Genomic DNA, 18,606 nt, shown 5'->3' on the forward strand with positions numbered 1-18,606 from the left:
TTAGTGAAGTCTTTTTGCGCCACCTCCTTTTCGTGCTAGCGCGGTTTTTAATCTTTTCTGTAAATCTTCCATTTCTGTTTTTGCTCGTACTTTATCTCCGTGGATAAAACTGTCAGCATGAATACAGTTATAAAAAAACACTGAATCCATAAAATTGTCAACTTGATTTACCGAATTAAGTAATTTTTTCCAATAATTTACAAAAAAGCATTACATATTTTAAATCACAAAGGCTATCTCAACTTGAAATAGCCTTATATTTTCTATGAATATTGCCAAAAACCAGCTATAACTTCGTTTGTTACTTTATGCTTATATAAATATAAAGCGCCATACATAAATACGTAATCCAAGCCATCACGGTATCCCTCTTCTTCAATTTGCATAAAAAAGAAATAGTCCTCTTCTTCCAATTTTTCATAAAAATATTTTTTTGGTTGAATTAAACGTGGCTCACCTCCTACTTTTATAAATAAAAATTCACTTTCAGTTTCTGAATAATCACTTATTGATGATACCTCTAAGCTTGGAATACTCTTATCAGCTCTCGTCCCCATTTCTGAATATTTATGTTCCAATACTTTGACAGCTATTTCAGGATAAATATTTTTATCCAAAAGAATATCAAAGTTATCATAAATTAAGACAGAAAGCATCATATCTCTTTTATCTGGATGATTTAAAACAGCATAAAAGTTATAATTTTCTGGTATTACGTCTTCAATTATTTCGGGAGGATTCCCACCCATTCTGGCCTTCAAGTCACTATTATATGGTAAGCAGTTTGCAAACAATTCTTTCATACTTTTTAATTATTATGTTAATGAAATCCTATATAACCCTGTTTTTTTGCAAAATTAATTGCGTCTTTTCTAAGTTTATTTGTTAGTTCAGTGGCATATTTTTTAGCATTATCCGCCTCCCATCCTCGACTAAGCAGCCCTTCATATATCCCACGTCTCGTTAAAGCTGCGTTTCTATTAATATTCTGCAAAGCAGATTGCCCTTTTAATCTGGGACCTCCCATTCCGTATCTATTTTGAAGAGCAGTAATATTCTTATGCATATTTGGCTCAGTCAGTGCAATAGAAGGATTTAATTGACCTATTGTACTGCTTCTAGTTATACCATGGTTTTGTCTTAACCAAGCGCTTTGCAATAATTCATGCCCTGTCAAATTATCCCCAACGTGTGCTGGTCCAGTTAAGCTACCATAAGGTCCTATAGCAAATTCTTGAGCCAACCCAAACCCATCAATTTGAGTATTAATATCATATACATATGCATAAATTGACGGATTATTACCTGCTAACCCAATTGGATCTTGGCTAATATAATTCCCCGCTTCATTATCATAATATCTAAAACGATTATAAGCCAAACCTGTCTCTGCATCCACATACTGCCCCTGATACAAGAAAGGCACAAACTCACTATCTCCTTTTCTTAAGGAGCCATATATATCCAACTCTCTTTCCCACACCAGAGAACCATTGTTATCATAAGCATGAGTAGGTGTACCCAAATAATCGCTGATGATACTGAACTGCTCCTCGCCAACAATTTTACCACAAGGAACGAAGCTTCTCTCCTGATATAATCTTTATATTAAAAGCAAGCTTTTAGCTTGCTTTTAATATTTCAAAATAATTTTATCTAATAATTGGTAGAATTAATAGCATAAAAATTCATCTTTTCCTAAAAATCATCCATATCTTATAGTTGAATTGGTTTATAGGATAAAGATTTATCAACAATTTCCTCTGCAGTCAAATCAGCCCACTCGGCTTCAAAAAAATAATCTGCCACATTTGGATCTGGAACATTATCAGCAAAAAGCTCTAATAAATCATCTTCTTCCTCATCAGTTTCAGTTTCCATATTGATAATCTTTTTTGCAATCTCTATTAACTCTTCTCTACTTAATTTTTGATTCATATATTCTTATTTTAATAATTAATGATGTGGAGGTTTACGATCATAATGGTAATTTGGATCCAAAACTTCCTTATGGAATCTTGGAGTTACAATTAACAAATTATCCATATCAAATACCCCTCCTCCTGCATGAATTGGAGTTATATGGTGTAGTTGATACGATCCCACTTTACCATCCCACTGTGATTTATGAGCTTTAGGTGCTCTTCCATTTTCCATACGCTTAATATTTTGAGGTGAAAATGCTGAAGAATATTTTGGATTGGCTGCTACTTCTTTCCAAAAGGCTTCCCTAAAATCTTTAAAACTACCAAATGTTTTTCCTCTTAAATTATCCGCAATATCTGCTGGAAATAATCCAGCATTGCCATTGGTTCCTTTTAACCATTTATCTCCAATATTTTTCCCACTACCAATTGCATCACCTCCATTATTTCTTGCACTAAGACCTAACTCATCCGTCCAAACATTTGAATCATGTACGTAAGCATAAATATTTAATCCTCCTAAAATTGAAATCGGATCCTGGCTTATATAATTTCCAGATTCATTATCATAATATCGGAAGCGGTTATAAACCAAACCTGTCTCCGCATCCACATACTGCCCCTGATACAAGAAAGGCACAAACTCATTGTCTCCTTTTCTTAAAGAGCCATACACATCCAACTCTCTTTCCCAAACCAAAGAACCATTGTTATCATAAGTATGGGTTGGTGTACCTAAATAATCACTGATGATGCTGAACTGCTCCTCGCCAACAATTTTACAGCAAGAAATAACTAACACCCTTCAAAATATAGAGGCTGTTTCAAAATTGAAATAGCCTCTATATTTTTTATGAATATTGCCTATCCATTTCCTTTTTTATTTTTTCGAACCTTTCTTCAAGTAAGGGAATAAAAGAAACTGCATCAAAATCTCGAAAATGACTCTTATATTTTAGAATAACTTCTTTATCTACCAACTCGTAAATGGTCTATTTGTATTTTTCCAAAACTGAAGTAAATATTTATTATAGAAAAAGAATTCTTTGTCTTTAAAATTTTTACTTACCGTTAAGCCCAAATCTGGTAAAACAATATGTCCTTTTCTTTCAATTACGCTTTCGGTCTTGATAAGCTTCTCCAAACTCAAAATATCGTTTAAATCAGCATTGTTGAATAATATTTTTAATTCATTATTCTTAGAACAATTCAAAAAGACTTCGGTAAGCTTATTTTCATAGAATCTAAATGAAAATGGATTAATACTGATCACTTCTTTACCCTTTACCCCTAACGTTGCCTCAATAGAAATGTTGAATTTTTTCCTAAAATCTTCTTTGGAAATTCCAAACACAAATTCACCTAAAGATTCAAAAGGATTAAAAACAAGTTCATTAGAAATGTTTAATGCTTCATTACTTAAACCATTATATTTAGGCAATCCTTTTATATATAAATCTTCTAGAGATTTATCATAAACTAATACTTGCAAAAATTCTTTACTTTTAAAGTCAGGGTATAATGATAATTGAAACTCAGGAAATATATAGAATTCTCCATCAATAAATGGATTTTCTCTTTTCAAAAAAATCTCTAAATTATCAAAATTTAAAATATTTCCATTTATAACAACCTCTTTTAATGATTGAACAGATACAGTTACTATTATATTATTTATGACTTCAATATAATAAGTTGTGGTATCCTGTTGAATTTCAATTTTCCCATTTCTAGAATCTCTTGCTCCAACTTCAAAGGAGTCTAAAATACCTTTCTTGATTTCTACCATACTTTAGTGATGTGTATATTTACGTTTTAAACGTGAAGCCTCTCTAGATGTTATTTGACCTTCGGTTTTAGCATAGTCTATCATCTCTTGCATGCCTTGATTATATTTTGAACCAAATTTTCTTTTGACATCTTTAATATCCATTTCCATAGCTTTACCAAACTTACCTCTATTTATTAGATCTTCTTGTACTCCTCTCCATTGTTTAGCTGTTGCAAAATTACCCCAGCTTGCAGTTTTCATATGGTCAGCAGTTTCCATCCAAGTAGCAGGACCTTTATAATGTGAAATTCCTAATCCGGATCCTTTGTATGAAGCAAAAGCAGGCATGTGATTAACCTGACCTCCAGTACTTAAACCTCTAGTATTACCATAGCTACCACCACCTTGAGCGGATAAACCAAAAACATCAAGCCAGCCATTACTATCCAAAACATAACCATAAAGTCTTAGCCCACCATCTAAACCAATTGGATCCTCGCTTATATAATTTCCCGCTTCATTATCATAATATCTAAAGCGGTTATAAGCCAAACCTGTCTCTGCATCTACATACTGCCCCTGGTACAAGAAAGGTACAAACTCATTATCTCCTTTTCTCAAAGAACCATACACATCCAATTCCCTTTCCCAAACCAAAGAACCATTATGATCATAAGCATGAGTGGGTGTACCCAAATAATCACTGATGATACTGAACTGCTCTTCGCCAACAATTTTACCACAAGGAACAAAGCTTCCCTCCTGATACAGCCAAGTTATTACATTTTCTGTAGATTCTGCAACCTCTTGTACATTATTTTCATCATCAATGATCAGTTCCGGAGGGAAACGGCCTTCATATTGCCACTCATGGAGAGGAACGTTGCCATCCCACAGCCAGCGGGTGACTTTATTTTTATATTCTTTGGCTATACGCCTTCCTAAAGGGTCATAGAAGAAATTTACTTCCCCGCCTTTGGGTAATATTACCTTGGCCAGCATTCCGTTGCCTTTCCATTCATATTGCCAGCCGACACCACTGCCCCTCAGACTTATTCCGTATTTATGTTCTATGGTAGAAGCAGAAATTACTGCCTGTTGAGTACTTTTTCTGAACTCTTTGAAGATCAGGTTTCCTTCCGCATCATAATAATAGTTGTAGCGCAGATCTTTCAATAATTTCCCACCTGCTCCGTAGGTACGGTCTTTCTGATCAGGAGTTTCAAACAGGTTACCAATAGCATCCGGAGCTTTATAAATGGTTTCAGTTTCCTTACGGTTCTGATAGGTACCACTTACCAGATTATCCCAGGCATCATAACTGAAAGTAGCACTTGCTCCGGTTACTTCATTCAGGGTTTTCAGCAACCGATTGGCTGTTCCCCAGAAGTAGCGGGTTCTGTTCTTTTCCACATTATGGCTGCTGATACTTCTGCGTACTACCCTTCCCAATTGGTCATGTTCCGTCATCTGGCTGATTCCTCCGGTCAGCTCTCTTTGTATTTCCAGTCCAGTGGCATCATACTTCCATTGGGCTTTCCAGTCTCCGGTTTCCATTTCGGTTAATTGTCCAAAATGGTCATACTGGCTGGTAATATCAGCGCCTAATGAGCTCTGTACCAACAGCGTATTATTTTCCTTATCAAATGTCTTGCTTACCCAGTGCTGTCCCTGTTGTTCTTTAAGGATGCGTCCATCTTTACCTCTTCGTATATTCAGGTGAATATCCTGGTTCAATGCACCTGTTAAAAATCCATCTTTATTATAAGTATATCCTGTATACGACAGATCACTGTGCTGTTCTTTGATTACTTTTCCTGTACCGTCATAGTCATATTCTGTCCAGCGGTTATCAGGACGGATCACTTTTTTCACCCTGCCTATAGGATCACGCTCATACTGTCTGTGCAGACCATCAAATCCCCATTCACTGATCACATCACCCACTCCATCCAGGGCGAATCGGTAGACTTCGCCTTTTTCATTACTGATGCTCTTCAATTGTAATTCGGTATCATAACCAAATTTTACGGTACGGTTATTTTGTGTCCTGCTCAACAAAATGCCTAAGCTTCCATATCTGAACTGTACATCATGCAGATCATCTTTTGCATGAATAATATTATAAGAAGTATCATATTCAAAATAATGTTCGTTGCCATCAGGTTCTTTTAAATACACTACATTTCCGGCATCATCGTGCTTATACAAGGTAATATTCCCTCGTACATCGCGTTCATTGATCACATTTCCCTGCTGGTCATATTCCCATTTGCTGTACGTATCATTCGGATAGGTAATCTGAATCAAATGATGGGCTTTATCATAAAAGAAATGAACTGCCCGGTTTTTATCATCTGTAATTTTTCGGAGATGCATTCCTTCATATTCATAATACAGCTTTTCACCGGAAGGCAGTTTTTTGGAAATAATTCTGCTCAATTCATCATAAGTCCATTCCAATTCTGCTCCGCCGGGGCTTGTCACCTTAATCAGATCAAAACCATCATCATATTGAAAAGTGGTTGGTTCGTTATTTTCATTTTCAATGGATTTTAATAAACCATTTTCTGTGTACCTATATTTCTGTGTCAATCCTTCTGCATTGACAACCAATTCAAGTTCCTGAAACTGATTATATTTTTGATGGGTAACCCCTCCATTTTCATCTATGATTTTATAGATCAGTTTACGCTCATCATAAAAATATTCTGCGGTGAATCCGAGACTGTTTTTTGTAATGGTACGTCCGGGTTCATATTCCGTAAAATATTCAAGGATTCCGCCATCACCCCAGGTATGAATACATTTGGCATCATCTCCTTTTCCATCATATTCCCAATAGAAATTCTGTCCTGTCTGGTTGGTTAACTGTACCAGTAAATGACCGTCATAATAAAAATGTTTCTCTGCTCCGATCACATCTTTATTACGAATCATATTGCCCAGTTCATCATACCAATACTGAATGTAGGTAATTTCCCTGTTCTCAGCAACCGTATATAAACGGGTAATACGATGCTTCGGATCACTTTCGACCTTAATGATTCTTCCCGTACTGTCTACAATCTTCTGCAAGCAACCATTAGAATGGTATTCAAATGATAAACTGAATCCATCGGCTGTCTTTATTGAGGAAAGCATACGATAGCCTTCCTTATTTAATCCGCCATTAAAACGATACTGTAATTTATCAGAATCTATCAGTAAATAGCCTTTATCATCTTTCGTAAAAGTAAGCTGTTCCTTTCTGTTAAAGTATTTTTCTCCAATATCCAATAACGGAACCACCGTCTCACGTCCATCTGAAAGGCGTAAGGATGCAAAATCATTTCCAAGGTCGTATAATCCCATATTGTAACTGTGATGCCAATTATATCCTAATGGCCCGTTGGCTTCTGCATCACTGTAATAGGTACGCTGCCAGACAAAAGGAATTGGCCCTGATAATTCAATATCGGTATTGGTAGAATATACTCTTCCTGTAGCAGCATCCACCGGTTCACCAAACAACCGACATTTTACAGGCTGTAAAACACTGGCCAGCTTCTGATTCTTTGGTTTAATGCCATCAATAACATCCTGGAATTTATCTCCTGTTTTCTTCCATAGCTTCCCCATTCCTTTCAGCCCAAGGCTCATTGCCAGCTGAAAGAGGTCTATCGTAGGCGGGCCACCTGCCAATACAGGTTTTCCTGCAGAAGTTATGATGAGAAGCATTGAGGTGGGAGCCATCAATGCCACTTTTGGTTTTGGTTTTGTAATTCTGAATGGTGCCGGAATTCCGATGAGGTTACAGGATAGTGCAAGATGAAACTGGGTGCTGCATGGCCCTCCATCGGCTAATACGGTACTGCTTCCCAGAAACATTTCGGAACTCGCAATCGGTTTTACGATAGGAAATGGAATATGTAGGAATATTCCAGGTAAATGCTGAATTCCGGTTCCGGCATTAGCAACCCACTGCCCGTGAACCTGTACAGACGGTTTCATTCCGTTCACTATTGCTGTACAAACTGAGGCTAAACTCGTAGGAGGAGCGGATCCATCTGCTGGTGGTGCCGGAGGTTCCGGCAATACACTTGAAATAGCATTCATGATGGCACTCATAATATCAAAAACCATCCCTATGTGCGGTACCGGCAGCAAAGGAGATGGTGGAAATATCGTTTCATGGAAATCGATACCAAGAGCCAGGTCAAAATATTTTCCTACCGGCATTCCCGGCATTGCTGGCAAAATACTAGCCATATCCCTTTGTAAATGATCTAATTTATCTTTGGCCTCGCCAAACATTTCTCCAAAGCCCCTTCTGGGAGCCGGAGCGGTCACTGCTTTTCCTATGATATCTGACATGGGTATTATTTAAATTTTGATAATTGTTTATCCCAAATTGACGGATCTGTTTTTAAGGACGCTGAATCTACTCCAGCCTGTGCCAATAAAATTTCCCAGTCGTCTCCCAACCAATCTGCTAATTGCAGTTTTATTTCGTTTACATCCGCAGTTGTTTTAATTTGTTCTCCCAAATAGAGACACATAAAAGCTGCGTGTAAAAACGTAGATTGTCTTCTAACATCAATTTCAAGATAGGCTCCTGCAGCAAGCGCAAAAAGGATATGCTCAAACGCTTTCGTTAGCTCATTTTTTTCGTAATAAATATGGGCTATCAATCGGTTAGCTTCCATTACATAATATACATCCTGTCTTTTAGAAGCCTTCTCAGATAATTCTTCATAAATTTTAAGAGCACCATTCTTGTCTTTATTTCCAAACAGTAAGGCTGCTTTCAGCAGCATACAGGATTTCCAGACCGGATATCCCGTTGCATCATCCTGTTCCATAGCTTTATAGGATTCTTCAAGTGCTTTATCTGTGTATTCTTCACTTTTTTTAGTTTTCTGTAACGAAAAATAAGCTTGGGCAGCCACCAATAATCCTGCAATTTTTGATGAAGCGGTTCCTATTTCATGAGTAATGTTCAGTAAACGTTTTACTTCAACATCTGTTCTGTTCTGCGTTTTCTGCGTGGTAGAATCCATGACAATAATAACCTGTTTTCTGAATCTCGCGTCAGGATCTACAGCATTGTAATTATCACTGGCTTTGTACATTTCATTCTTAATAGCTTCTGCCATCTTAAGCTTCGGATACATATAATGGTATAAAGACTCGTTATTCTTTTTGCCCTGCAGCTGAATACGTCTTTCCTCAGCTAAATCCATGGATACTAAACGCAAGGTATCCGGAACATGCTCAACAACTTGCTGAAACCACTGTGCAATATTCATTTTGGTTTGTACAGCTAATGGAAAGTAAAGACAGAAATGGAAAGGTTTGCTTTGATCTGTTATACTGGCCCTTAAGCGTTCAAGTTCGTTAAATAAATTAATAGCATTAGAAGCTAATGATGTATCCGGAACAAAAGGTTCCACAATCATATTATTTTCCCAGAGTGCCCTGTGCAGGTCTTTATCTTTTTGAGGATGAGGAATAAACCATGAAATAAACTCATTCCATAATTGTTCTTCAAATAATAGCCTGTCTCCTTTATATTCTGTCTCGAAGCGAAAGAAAATATCATCCGATTCACCAACAGGAGACTGCTCAATCTGCATAAACTTATCAATAATTTCTACATCGGCATATTGTGCTACCCAAATAGCCAGTTTCCAATTCTTATTCTGTTCTGCAGTCCTCCATAAATCCCGAAGTTTATAATATTCCTGAGCTATTGATGAAGTTTCCATATTTATGAATTTAACTTTACCAACCCTCCCGTTATTATTGTATCTCCTGCTCCGCCATCTATTGATACCTTGGCAGTAGCACTGATACTTGTTTCTTTAGCGGTAATCTGTACATCTTTGCTTCCGGAAGTCGTAACTGTAGTTCCTGAAAGTGCTGCTACATTTTCTTTTGAGCTTAGCTCTATACCAGCTTTACCGCTTCCCATGGAAACAATAGTTTCTCCTGTAATATGGATATTTTTAGCCTGAATAGTAATGGTTTCATCATCAATTGTAATAGACGATTTCCCATTATCTAAGGTTACTTTTTTACTGGCTACAGCAGAAATGGTATTGGTTCCGTCTACTGTGATAATATTCCCTCCTGTCTTGTCTGTGATGGTAATTCCGCCAGCATCATTAAGACTAATGGTATGCCCACTTTTGCTACTCAAACTCTTAACATTATTGCCCTGTCCACCGCCGCCGCCTGCGGCTCCATGATACATTCCGCCCATTACAAACGGACGATCAGGATGCTGATGCACAAAGTTGACCATAATATGATCATCAACTTCCGGAATGGCCATAAATCCTCGATTCTTGCTTACTTTCTCACTGCTTCCAGCATCAGGAGTCATCACTCTGATAAATTCAGTGGTGTTAGCTCCGTTTTGCCAATCAAATTGTACTTGTACACGACCTTGGTTGAGTGGATCTGTATTGGAAATTACTTTTGCAAATTGAGGTTCTGCCTTTGGACTGTCAAATTCAGGGCGCGGCATAAAGCCGGTGTCTGCTGCAATTGCTTCAAAAGAACCTGTATAATATCCCCTTGCATCTACATCATGGGTAACTTCAGTCATCATAAGCTTTGTAAAATAGGAGGTCTCATTGCTGTCCGGTTTACGCATTTCAATATCGGCGGTACAACCCGGATATAGAAATGGTACGGAAGTGGTTCCGGATGTTGTAAATACATTTACAGAATTGCTGCCGGTTGCACTTTTTTGAGAAGCGTCAACGTCGGTTACTTTTGCTGCTTTTATAGGGGCAACACTCAAAGACGGAGTGATAAATGTTTTTTCTGAAATTTCATAAGCACGCTTTGCAATATCAGAGGTATGATTAATTTTGGAATTCCCGCCTTTTAATTTCTCATTTTTGCTACTGTTATATCCATAAAAAGAAGGCTTCACATGCTGTGCTTTCATTTTGATCTTCACATCAGCTACATTGCTTCCGTAAGTAAGGGTTACCGGCTTTTGCTGTGGGGGCAATTTCCCAAAATGGAGTACTTCTCCATCATAGAAAAACTGTTCTCCGTAAGCTTCTGCAATTCTTGCAAGATAATTATAATGGGTTTCGTCATATTGAGAGCTGTAAGTTACGTTTCCGTACTGTGCATCTACTCTGACATCGAATTTACTGCTTCCCAGTCCTTCCTTCATCACCTGATCAGCAATACTGTTAAGACTGATTTCCTGCTTTCCTCCAAAACTTTGTGTATGAGGAGCTGAATCTAATAGTATAGTTGGACTGTACCCTGTTAAAATAATATTTCCTAAACTCCCTTTATCTTGTCCAAAACCAACTTCTGTGATGACACCCACAAAGTTTCGCTCCGGACTATTTTCAACATCTTTATATTTAAAAACAACAGTTACTCTTTTCCCCAAAAAACTTTGTGCTTCTTCGAGATTATGATTCTCTGCATTTCCTAAAGTATCGTGAGCGAGGACAAGATCAAACTGATGATGCTTTACCGCACTTTGGGTCAATCTAAAATTCTTAAAAAATTTAATTTCCTTACCTTCCACAAATATTTCAAGTTTTACAACCCTATTGATTCCTGCAATAGCACTTTCTGAAATGCCTTCTGCGTTGAAAATTTTTGAGGTAGGTTGTTTAGACCAAACTTTATCCTGTACAACAGTGGGTGTAGTAGGAATTAAAGGCTGATTCATAAAACTCTGGGCAGCACTGCTTGCTGTTTTAATATTCGATAACGTTTTATTGGAAGTGGGGATATTGGTTGCAATTTCCTGAATATTGTTTACTACATCTATTTTTTTTACTGAATCTGCACTTTTTTTAGACAGATTATTTTCTTCTTTAAACATGATATAATCATTTTTATCGGTTGTGTGTAAATACGGAGATTTTCACCCTAAAGGCGGGACCATTCTGCTCTGGATGACAATCAAGTAAAATACTATGGTCTCAATGCAAAATTACTATCAGACTGTCTTGAGGAAGAGATCAGAAAGAGTATCTGTAGAATCAGTACTCAACGCTGTTTAACAGCAACTATATTTCAGGTGCATATGGTTCTTTTTCATAAGTTTTTTTATTGATTTGGTTCTGCAATATATCACCTTAAATACTCACATCAAAATGAATTACCTATTATTTGAAAAATTGTCGTAGAATTACGACTTTTTTGATAATGAACAAGATAGCACTTATAATCAGATGTGTTTATTAGTGGGTGTTACCTAAATTTTCATACTCAATTAGATCAAAAATGATATCTTAATTTTTCTTAAAAAAACAAACAACTCAGGCATTCACCTGAGTTGTTTATCATTTCCGCTATATATTTAAAAAATTCTATTGTAAAAGTATTTTTGCAATTTCGTGGCTGATGTTTATGGCATCCACTTCTTCATTATTGGCGAGTACAGCTATTGTCAGCTTTTTGCCTGGAATACGAATAAAATTAGTCTCATAGCTCTCCCAGCCACCGGAATGCTCTAATGCATTTTCATTCTGAATTTTAGATTCGCTTATCCCACAAGCATAAGGTTCATATTTTTCTACCTGCTTCCCATCAGTCGTAATCGGGCTAAAAGGAGTTGCAAATTTTTTCACCAAATCCTTACCTCCTACTTTACCTGTTGCGATATTCTCACCCCATAGCATCAAATCATGCACATTACTGTGCACTGCTCCATCACCGGTATGATTCCATTGTACCTGATGTACTTTGCCTTCTTTGTCATAAGATAAAACATAATCCCTCGTAATAGGATACTGATCTACAATAAAGGTACTTTTCATTCCCAATGGTTCAAATATTCTGGTTCTACTAAACTCTTTTATAGACATTCCGCTCGTTTTTTCTACAATTTGAGCTAATAGGAAATAACCTGTATTGCTATAATCAAACTTGGATCCGGGTAAAAATTCTGTTTTCGTAAGTTCGTACAAATGTTTTAGAGATTCTTCACTGGTTAAAATATCTTCTCCATATATCATCCCTTTTTCATCTGCCAATTGCATATAATCCGATACTCCACCGGTATGGTGAACCAGGTTGGAAATTGTAACAGGCTTTACATATTCCCCAAGTTCAGGCATAAATTTATAGATAGAGTCATCTAATGAAAGTTTTTTATCTTTCTCAAGAAGCAATATGGCAAAGGCCGTAAATTGTTTTGAAACAGAAGCCAGATTAAATACATCATTCACTTTCATGCTTTTCTTAGGAGATAAAGATGCTAAACCTGCAGCGCCTTCATAATATACTCCATCATCATACTTTGCCATGAAAGTAAAACCGGGCTTATCTTTTGAATACTTATTGAGCAGGCTCTGCAATTGTTGTGTAATTAGAGGATCTCTTTTCATTTTTTCATCTTTTTTATACAACTTAGCAGGGGTTATTATACCTGCCAAAAACAGATTGGGAATGACCAAAAGTAATACTAATAAAGTTAAATAACATCGGTACATACAATTTGATTTTAATAGAAATATTCTCTTGAAATAAATACTAAAATATCAATGCTTTCAAAGCTTGATAATAATTTTCCAACAGGTTTTCATTTGAATTCAGAAATAGAAAAGGTTCTATTAATTCCAGCTCCATCAGATGAAATGAATTGTGAATAATAACACCATCTACCCTTGCGTACAATGTCGGTAATGGTAAATTTTTTAAAAATACTCCTGCTTGTTCTATATGCAGAGGATCGGGAGTCGGATAACTAATGCTTCCACCATGGTAATGCTGTACTCTAAAGTCTCCTTCTTTAGGTTTTTTTAGGACACAGTGGCTATATTTTCCATTAAAAAACAGGAAAGACCATTCTCCATTTTTGATCTCTTCTACAAAAGGCTGTACCATATAATCCTGTTCTTTTACAAGCTGATTAATTTCAATCAACTTATCAGCAAAATTGCTTCTATTTACAGTGATTGTATTTTGTGCCCCGGCACTCACGCAAGGCTTAACAACGAGTTTATCTGTTTTAAAATCATCAAAAAAATGTTCGCTGAAAATTGCTCCTTTTTCAAGATATTGAGCCGGAATCACCTGAAGTCCTTTTTCTAGTATATCTTTTAAGTAGTGTTTGTCACTATTCCATCGGATGATATCTACAGGATTTAATACTTTAACTCCCAATTGATCAATATGATCCAACCAGGTTAGAAACTCATTCAAATGATTATGATAATCCCAGGGAGCTTTAATAACTGCCACATCAAACTTCTTCCAATCAACATCTTTATCATTCCAGATAGCAGCTTCTACATTCAGCCCTTTTCCTGATAAATAATTAATAAGTTCGGAATCTTCATCATTAACAATTCCCTCTGAAAATTTTTTTTCCATTCTATAGCCTACAATTGCTATCTTCATATTTTATGATATTAAGTTAATATTTTATCATGCTAAATTCGGGAAACAAAATAAACAAACACAGTCACAATTTAGTAAAAATAAAAAGACACAGTTTGAAAACACTATAAACAAGTCACTGTAATTCAGCTACAAAAAAAATATTTCAATAATATTGAAAGCTCTATACAGGAAATTAAGTGTAAGAAAGAGTATAAAAACAGAAAATTACTGATAATCAAAAAACTTAGAAATATCCTTTCAGAGAAAAAAAAATCATCCATATTGCGTTGAAATGATCAGCAATATGGATGATAGCGATACTTTTTTATATACTTTTATTGTACTGTCTTTTCGTAGCAATTGAATATCCCTTTTCTAAAACGAACTGTTCCTACAAGGTCATATCCTTTTTTAAGATAAACAGCATTAGCGGTATCATTCAAAGAGAAAGCGTCAAATCTGATGGATTGATACTGATTCTGGATAGCAAATTCTTCAGCAAAACGAATCATCTTACTTGATATTCCTTTTCCCTGAGCTGTAGGTTTTACATATAAACGGTGGATAACGATAAAAGGGGTCTGTGTTTTCCAGATCAGGTCATTGTATTCTTCATCACATAATTCATTGAGTGCCATATAGGCCAATACTTCTCCTTCTTCGATGAAAACAAAGCCTTCTCCTTTTTCTATATCTTGTGTAAGTACTTTTATATTAGGATATTCCTGATCCCATTGATCAATTCCTTCATCCAGCATATGTTTTTTTACTTCTTCAAGAGCCTGGACAGCCTGAATAATATCATCATAAACTGCCTTTCTAATCATTGTCAACATTTTTAATATTTCTGGTATATAGTTTTTATTTTGAATTTTTAAGCTGTAAGGCACGCTGATAAAAAGACTGATTGATAATTTTCTCTTCAGCTTCATCTATGGCTGCCAGCAAATTATTCTGATTATTGGAAATATCTCCCAATACTTGTGACATAAGCTCCCATACCGGTTTCATATTTTCAATAAGTTCTTGTCCTTTTACAGTAAGTTTAAATAACCTTTTACGTTCATCTTGCCTGTCTTTTTCCCATTGTATCAATTCTAATTTTTCAAGCTCTTTAAGTAAAGTGATTGTGGATGGATGGGTGTATCCTATTTCGTTGGCAATTTCCACTACACTGGCCACTTCTTTTTTATAGATCGTAAAGATTACCGGAAACCATTTGAGTTCAAAATCAATTCCAAAGGCTTTATAAATCAGGGCTCCATCTTTTCTCAGCTGTTCACTGAGACGGTGAAGTCTTGTGGATATCGCAAGGATTCCGGCTTCGTTAATTACATTCATATTCAGTCAATATGTAGGTGGTAAAAAATATCGTCAGCACTCATTAATGGAAAACGTTCAGGAAGAGTTTCTTTTTTAATCTTCTTGAAATTATTCCTTTCATAAAAACGCTGGGCTGCTTTCAATACCGTTATAGTTCCCAAATATAGGTCTTCAATTTTGTTTTCGTGGCAGAAAGCAATTAAAATATCCAGTAAAATTTGAGCAACATTCAGCTCTTTCCCTCTGAACTCTTTTTTAACAAACATTTTTCTAATCGCCCCAGCATTTTCATCAAATTTTACCACAGCTATAGAACCTACCAGTTCTCCGTCTATAAAAGCTCCCCAAAAGTTCCCGCCACGCTCATGATAAAAGCTTTCTATCTGTTTCAGATCGGGTTGATCTTCTACTGTAATCGGAATGTTAAACTCTTTTTGCTGAATGTTCAGTATCAAATCAATAAGCTGTTCTGAATAAGCATTTCCTATGGGTTGTACCTGTAATTTCATAGTGTTTTCATTTTTAAAGTATAAAACTACGTAGTTAAATACATATATACAAATTGATTTTATATTTTAAATGAATTTTAACACAGTTTTATCTGAACAAACAACAGCATTTTAAAATTAAAATCCGGAATTATGATTTTAAAATATCAGGATATTTAAGTAATTTTCCACAACAATAAACTAATAATCAGAATACTGAAAATGACAATAGAGAATATAAAGGCATTTAACGGACAGCATTGTGAAACCACAGCAACAGGAACATTACTACTCCAACTTGGGATTGAGCTCTCTGAACCTATGCTTTTTGGTTTAGGAGAAGGTCTGGGGTTTATCTATTGGAATATGAAGACCATGGACTTTCCCTTTATTGGCGGCCGGATAAAACCTGACATATTAACCCAAAATATAGCCAGAAATCTGAATCTGAAATTAACGGTTAAAGAAACATCTTCTTCACAAAAAGCCTGGAATTCTGTAAAAGAGCTCCTTGACAATGGGCACGTTGTTGGTCTAAAAATGGATTGTTTTCATTTGGAATATTTTTCAAATCCTTTTCATTTTGCAGGACATTATGCTGCTATTTACGGTTACGATCATCAAAATACTTTTCTGGTAGATACTCAACAACAAGGCGGGCAGGTACAAACATCTTTAGAAAGTCTGGCGTTGGCCAGGGCTGAAAAAGGCCCAATGGCTTCTAAAAATCTGTATTATACCCTAAAGAAATCTGATGAAAAATTTGATTTAAAAAAAGCAATCTCAAATGCCATCAGAAATAATGCCACCGAATATTTGAATCCTCCCATAACCAATATAGCTTACAAAGGAATCCTGAAAACAAGTACTGAAATCACCAAATGGTTTCATGCCAGTAAAGATATTGAGGCTGAATTTGGATTATCAGCCATGATGATGGAAAAAGCAGGAACCGGTGGAGCATTATTCAGAAACCTATACCGGGATTTTTTGAAAGAAAGTTATGAATGGCTTAGACTTGAGCAGCTCAAAACAGGATATGAAGCATTTTCAGAAATTGCGGAACTCTGGACAACGGTAGCTCAATTATTTGAAAAAGTAAGCAAGACAAAAGATTTTCAGTATATTCAGGAAGCATCATTAATTTTAAGAACAATTTCAGGCAAAGAAAAAAAAGCTATGGAAGTATTGATGACAATATAGGCCTTATTCTTTTACAATCATCATAAAAAAACGTGTGCCAATCCTGACACACGTTTTATAATTTATCACAAAATAATATTTATTTCCAGCCTCCGCCTAAAGCCTGATACAGCTCAACGGCAGCCTTCATTTTATTATATCTCGCATTGGAAATATTAAGTTCTGCATTCAATGAATTCACGCTGGCATTTAAAACTTCAAGATAATTTGCCATCCCATAGTTTACCAATTCCTGAGAATATTCTACAGAATTTTTGTAAGCATTCAGTTCTTTTTGTTTTAAATCAATAAATGAATCCTGTACAGAGAATACTCTAATGGCATTTGACACTTGTTGTCCTGCAGTAAGAACTGTTTTTCTGAAGTTAAGATAAGCTGTCTCTTTATTTGCTAAACTTATCTCATAATTCGTTTTGATTGTTCTTTTATTCAGGATCGGCTGTGCTAATCCTGCCACTACATTGGCAAACAATGAGTTTACATTAAACAGGTGGTCAATATCTACAGACTGCAGCCCTCCTGTTCCTGTAAGCTTTAATGTAGGATAAAACTGTGCTTTTGCAACATTGGTCAGCTCAAATGCATTCATTAGGCTGTATTCAGCTTGCATCACATCCGGGCGGTTAGCTAGCAATTGAGCTGGATATCCAAGTTTCAAATCAATGGGTAAATTTTGTCCTTCCAGTGTAGATCTTTCAATCGAGTGAGAGGGTTCGCCCATTAAAAGGCTCATTGTATTTTCAAGCAATTGAATCTGGGTATCAATATCAATTAATAAAGATTTTGCATTGAAAACAAGTGCTTCACTCTGTTGTACGGCAACCTCAGTAAGTGTTCCCGAAGCTTTTAATGCCTTTGTTGTTTCAAGATTCTTCTCCCGAACGGCAATTGTTTCTGTAATGATCTTTTTCTGAGCGTCAAAAGTCAGCAACTGATAATATGCAGAAGCAATAGAGGCTACAAGTCCACTTTTTACAGCCTTATGAGCGGCAACAGTTCCTAAATAGGTTGCTAATTGAGCCTTTTCCTGTGCTCTCATTTTTCCCCAGATATCAGCTTCCCATCCTAAACTGGCAGTAATATCAAATTGATTGACATATCTTCTTTCCCCGATGATCTGCCCAAACTGTGTATTAAGAGACTGTGTCTGGAAGGTATAATTGGGGCCTACTGACAAAGTTGGAGCATAAGCTGCTTTACTTTGCTTAAGGTAAGCTTCTGCAGAATTGATGTTTTGTAAAGCAATTCTGATATCCAGGTTATTATCCAAAGCCTTGGTAATATGCCCCTGAAGTACCGGATCTGTAAATATTTCCTTCCAGGAAACATTTGCAATGGTGGTGCTGTCTGATGGAAGCATATCGGTACGGAAAAGCTTTTCGTCAACTACGTTCTTTGGCCTTTCATATTCTTTTCTGGCCATACAGGACGTGATTGCTCCCAGCATAATCGCTGAAAAAGTTATTCCTTTTATGATGTTTATTAAACTCTTCATTATTTGAGGTATAAAAGTTTAAAGTTCAAGATTTCGGTTTTC

At 36.1% G+C, this 18,606-nt stretch carries 16 protein-coding genes; 1 reads left to right on the plus strand and 15 read right to left on the minus strand.

Translation table 11 applies throughout. The features are described 5' to 3' along the window. The 14 genes from GTR01_RS23180 to GTR01_RS23245 all read right to left on the minus strand — a co-directional run bounded on the left by GTR01_RS23180 (position 1) and on the right by GTR01_RS23245 (position 15,887). The gene (locus GTR01_RS23180; RefSeq protein WP_160140091.1) at positions 1-150 is read right to left on the minus strand and encodes a hypothetical protein; all 150 of its coding nucleotides are present in this window, start codon (positions 148-150) and stop codon (positions 1-3) included. A 113-nt stretch (positions 151-263) separates the two neighbouring features. Further along, the gene (locus GTR01_RS23185; RefSeq protein WP_160140092.1) at positions 264-803 is read right to left on the minus strand and encodes a hypothetical protein; all 540 of its coding nucleotides are present in this window, start codon (positions 801-803) and stop codon (positions 264-266) included. Between the two features lie 17 nt (positions 804-820). Further along, complete coding sequence (locus GTR01_RS24810; RefSeq protein ID WP_317167610.1) at positions 821-1,525, minus strand: RHS repeat-associated core domain-containing protein; 705 nt, start codon at positions 1,523-1,525, stop codon at positions 821-823. Between the two features lie 191 nt (positions 1,526-1,716). Next, entirely contained in the window at positions 1,717-1,938 is a 222-nt protein-coding gene (locus GTR01_RS23195) for a hypothetical protein (protein WP_160140093.1), read from the minus strand. 18 nt (positions 1,939-1,956) lie between these two features. Next, positions 1,957-2,727 carry an RHS repeat-associated core domain-containing protein gene (locus GTR01_RS23200; RefSeq protein WP_160140094.1) on the minus strand — a complete coding sequence of 257 codons (771 nt, stop codon included), beginning with the start codon at positions 2,725-2,727 and terminating at the stop codon, positions 1,957-1,959. 171 nt (positions 2,728-2,898) lie between these two features. Then, positions 2,899-3,714: a hypothetical protein gene (locus tag GTR01_RS23205; protein ID WP_160140095.1), complete on the minus strand. Its 816-nt coding sequence runs from the start codon at positions 3,712-3,714 to the stop codon at positions 2,899-2,901. A gap of 3 nt (positions 3,715-3,717) precedes the next feature. Then, positions 3,718-8,052 carry a DUF6531 domain-containing protein gene (locus GTR01_RS23210; RefSeq protein WP_160140096.1) on the minus strand — a complete coding sequence of 1,445 codons (4,335 nt, stop codon included), beginning with the start codon at positions 8,050-8,052 and terminating at the stop codon, positions 3,718-3,720. A 5-nt stretch (positions 8,053-8,057) separates the two neighbouring features. Next, positions 8,058-9,446, minus strand: a complete 1,389-nt coding sequence (locus tag GTR01_RS23215; RefSeq protein ID WP_160140097.1) for a hypothetical protein — start codon at positions 9,444-9,446, stop codon at positions 8,058-8,060. Between the two features lie 2 nt (positions 9,447-9,448). Next, positions 9,449-11,548, minus strand: a complete 2,100-nt coding sequence (locus tag GTR01_RS23220) for a type VI secretion system Vgr family protein (protein ID WP_160140098.1) — start codon at positions 11,546-11,548, stop codon at positions 9,449-9,451. 490 nt (positions 11,549-12,038) lie between these two features. Then, a complete protein-coding gene (locus GTR01_RS23225; RefSeq protein WP_185155160.1) occupies positions 12,039-13,058 on the minus strand; it encodes a serine hydrolase domain-containing protein in 1,020 nt (339 codons plus the stop codon). 145 nt (positions 13,059-13,203) lie between these two features. Continuing rightward, positions 13,204-14,073 carry a RimK family alpha-L-glutamate ligase gene (locus GTR01_RS23230; RefSeq protein ID WP_160140100.1) on the minus strand — a complete coding sequence of 290 codons (870 nt, stop codon included), beginning with the start codon at positions 14,071-14,073 and terminating at the stop codon, positions 13,204-13,206. 317 nt (positions 14,074-14,390) lie between these two features. Continuing rightward, positions 14,391-14,882 (minus strand): GNAT family N-acetyltransferase, encoded by a 492-nt coding sequence (locus tag GTR01_RS23235; RefSeq protein ID WP_160140101.1) that lies wholly within the window; start codon positions 14,880-14,882, stop codon positions 14,391-14,393. A 34-nt stretch (positions 14,883-14,916) separates the two neighbouring features. Next, on the minus strand, positions 14,917-15,396 hold the full coding sequence (locus tag GTR01_RS23240) for a MarR family winged helix-turn-helix transcriptional regulator (protein ID WP_160140102.1): 480 nt from the start codon (positions 15,394-15,396) through the stop codon (positions 14,917-14,919). A gap of 2 nt (positions 15,397-15,398) precedes the next feature. Further along, a complete protein-coding gene (locus tag GTR01_RS23245) occupies positions 15,399-15,887 on the minus strand; it encodes a GNAT family N-acetyltransferase (protein WP_160140103.1) in 489 nt (162 codons plus the stop codon). Between the two features lie 201 nt (positions 15,888-16,088). Between GTR01_RS23245 and GTR01_RS23250 the strand changes: the two genes are divergently transcribed. Further along, positions 16,089-17,069: a BtrH N-terminal domain-containing protein gene (locus tag GTR01_RS23250; RefSeq protein WP_160140104.1), complete on the plus strand. Its 981-nt coding sequence runs from the start codon at positions 16,089-16,091 to the stop codon at positions 17,067-17,069. Between the two features lie 79 nt (positions 17,070-17,148). Here the strand turns inward: GTR01_RS23250 and GTR01_RS23255 are convergent, their stop codons facing one another. Continuing rightward, complete coding sequence (locus GTR01_RS23255) at positions 17,149-18,564, minus strand: efflux transporter outer membrane subunit (RefSeq protein ID WP_160140105.1); 1,416 nt, start codon at positions 18,562-18,564, stop codon at positions 17,149-17,151. Positions 18,565-18,606: the final 42 nt, after the last annotated feature.

The organism is Chryseobacterium sp. c4a (assembly GCF_009900745.1).
Classification (GTDB): domain Bacteria; phylum Bacteroidota; class Bacteroidia; order Flavobacteriales; family Weeksellaceae; genus Chryseobacterium.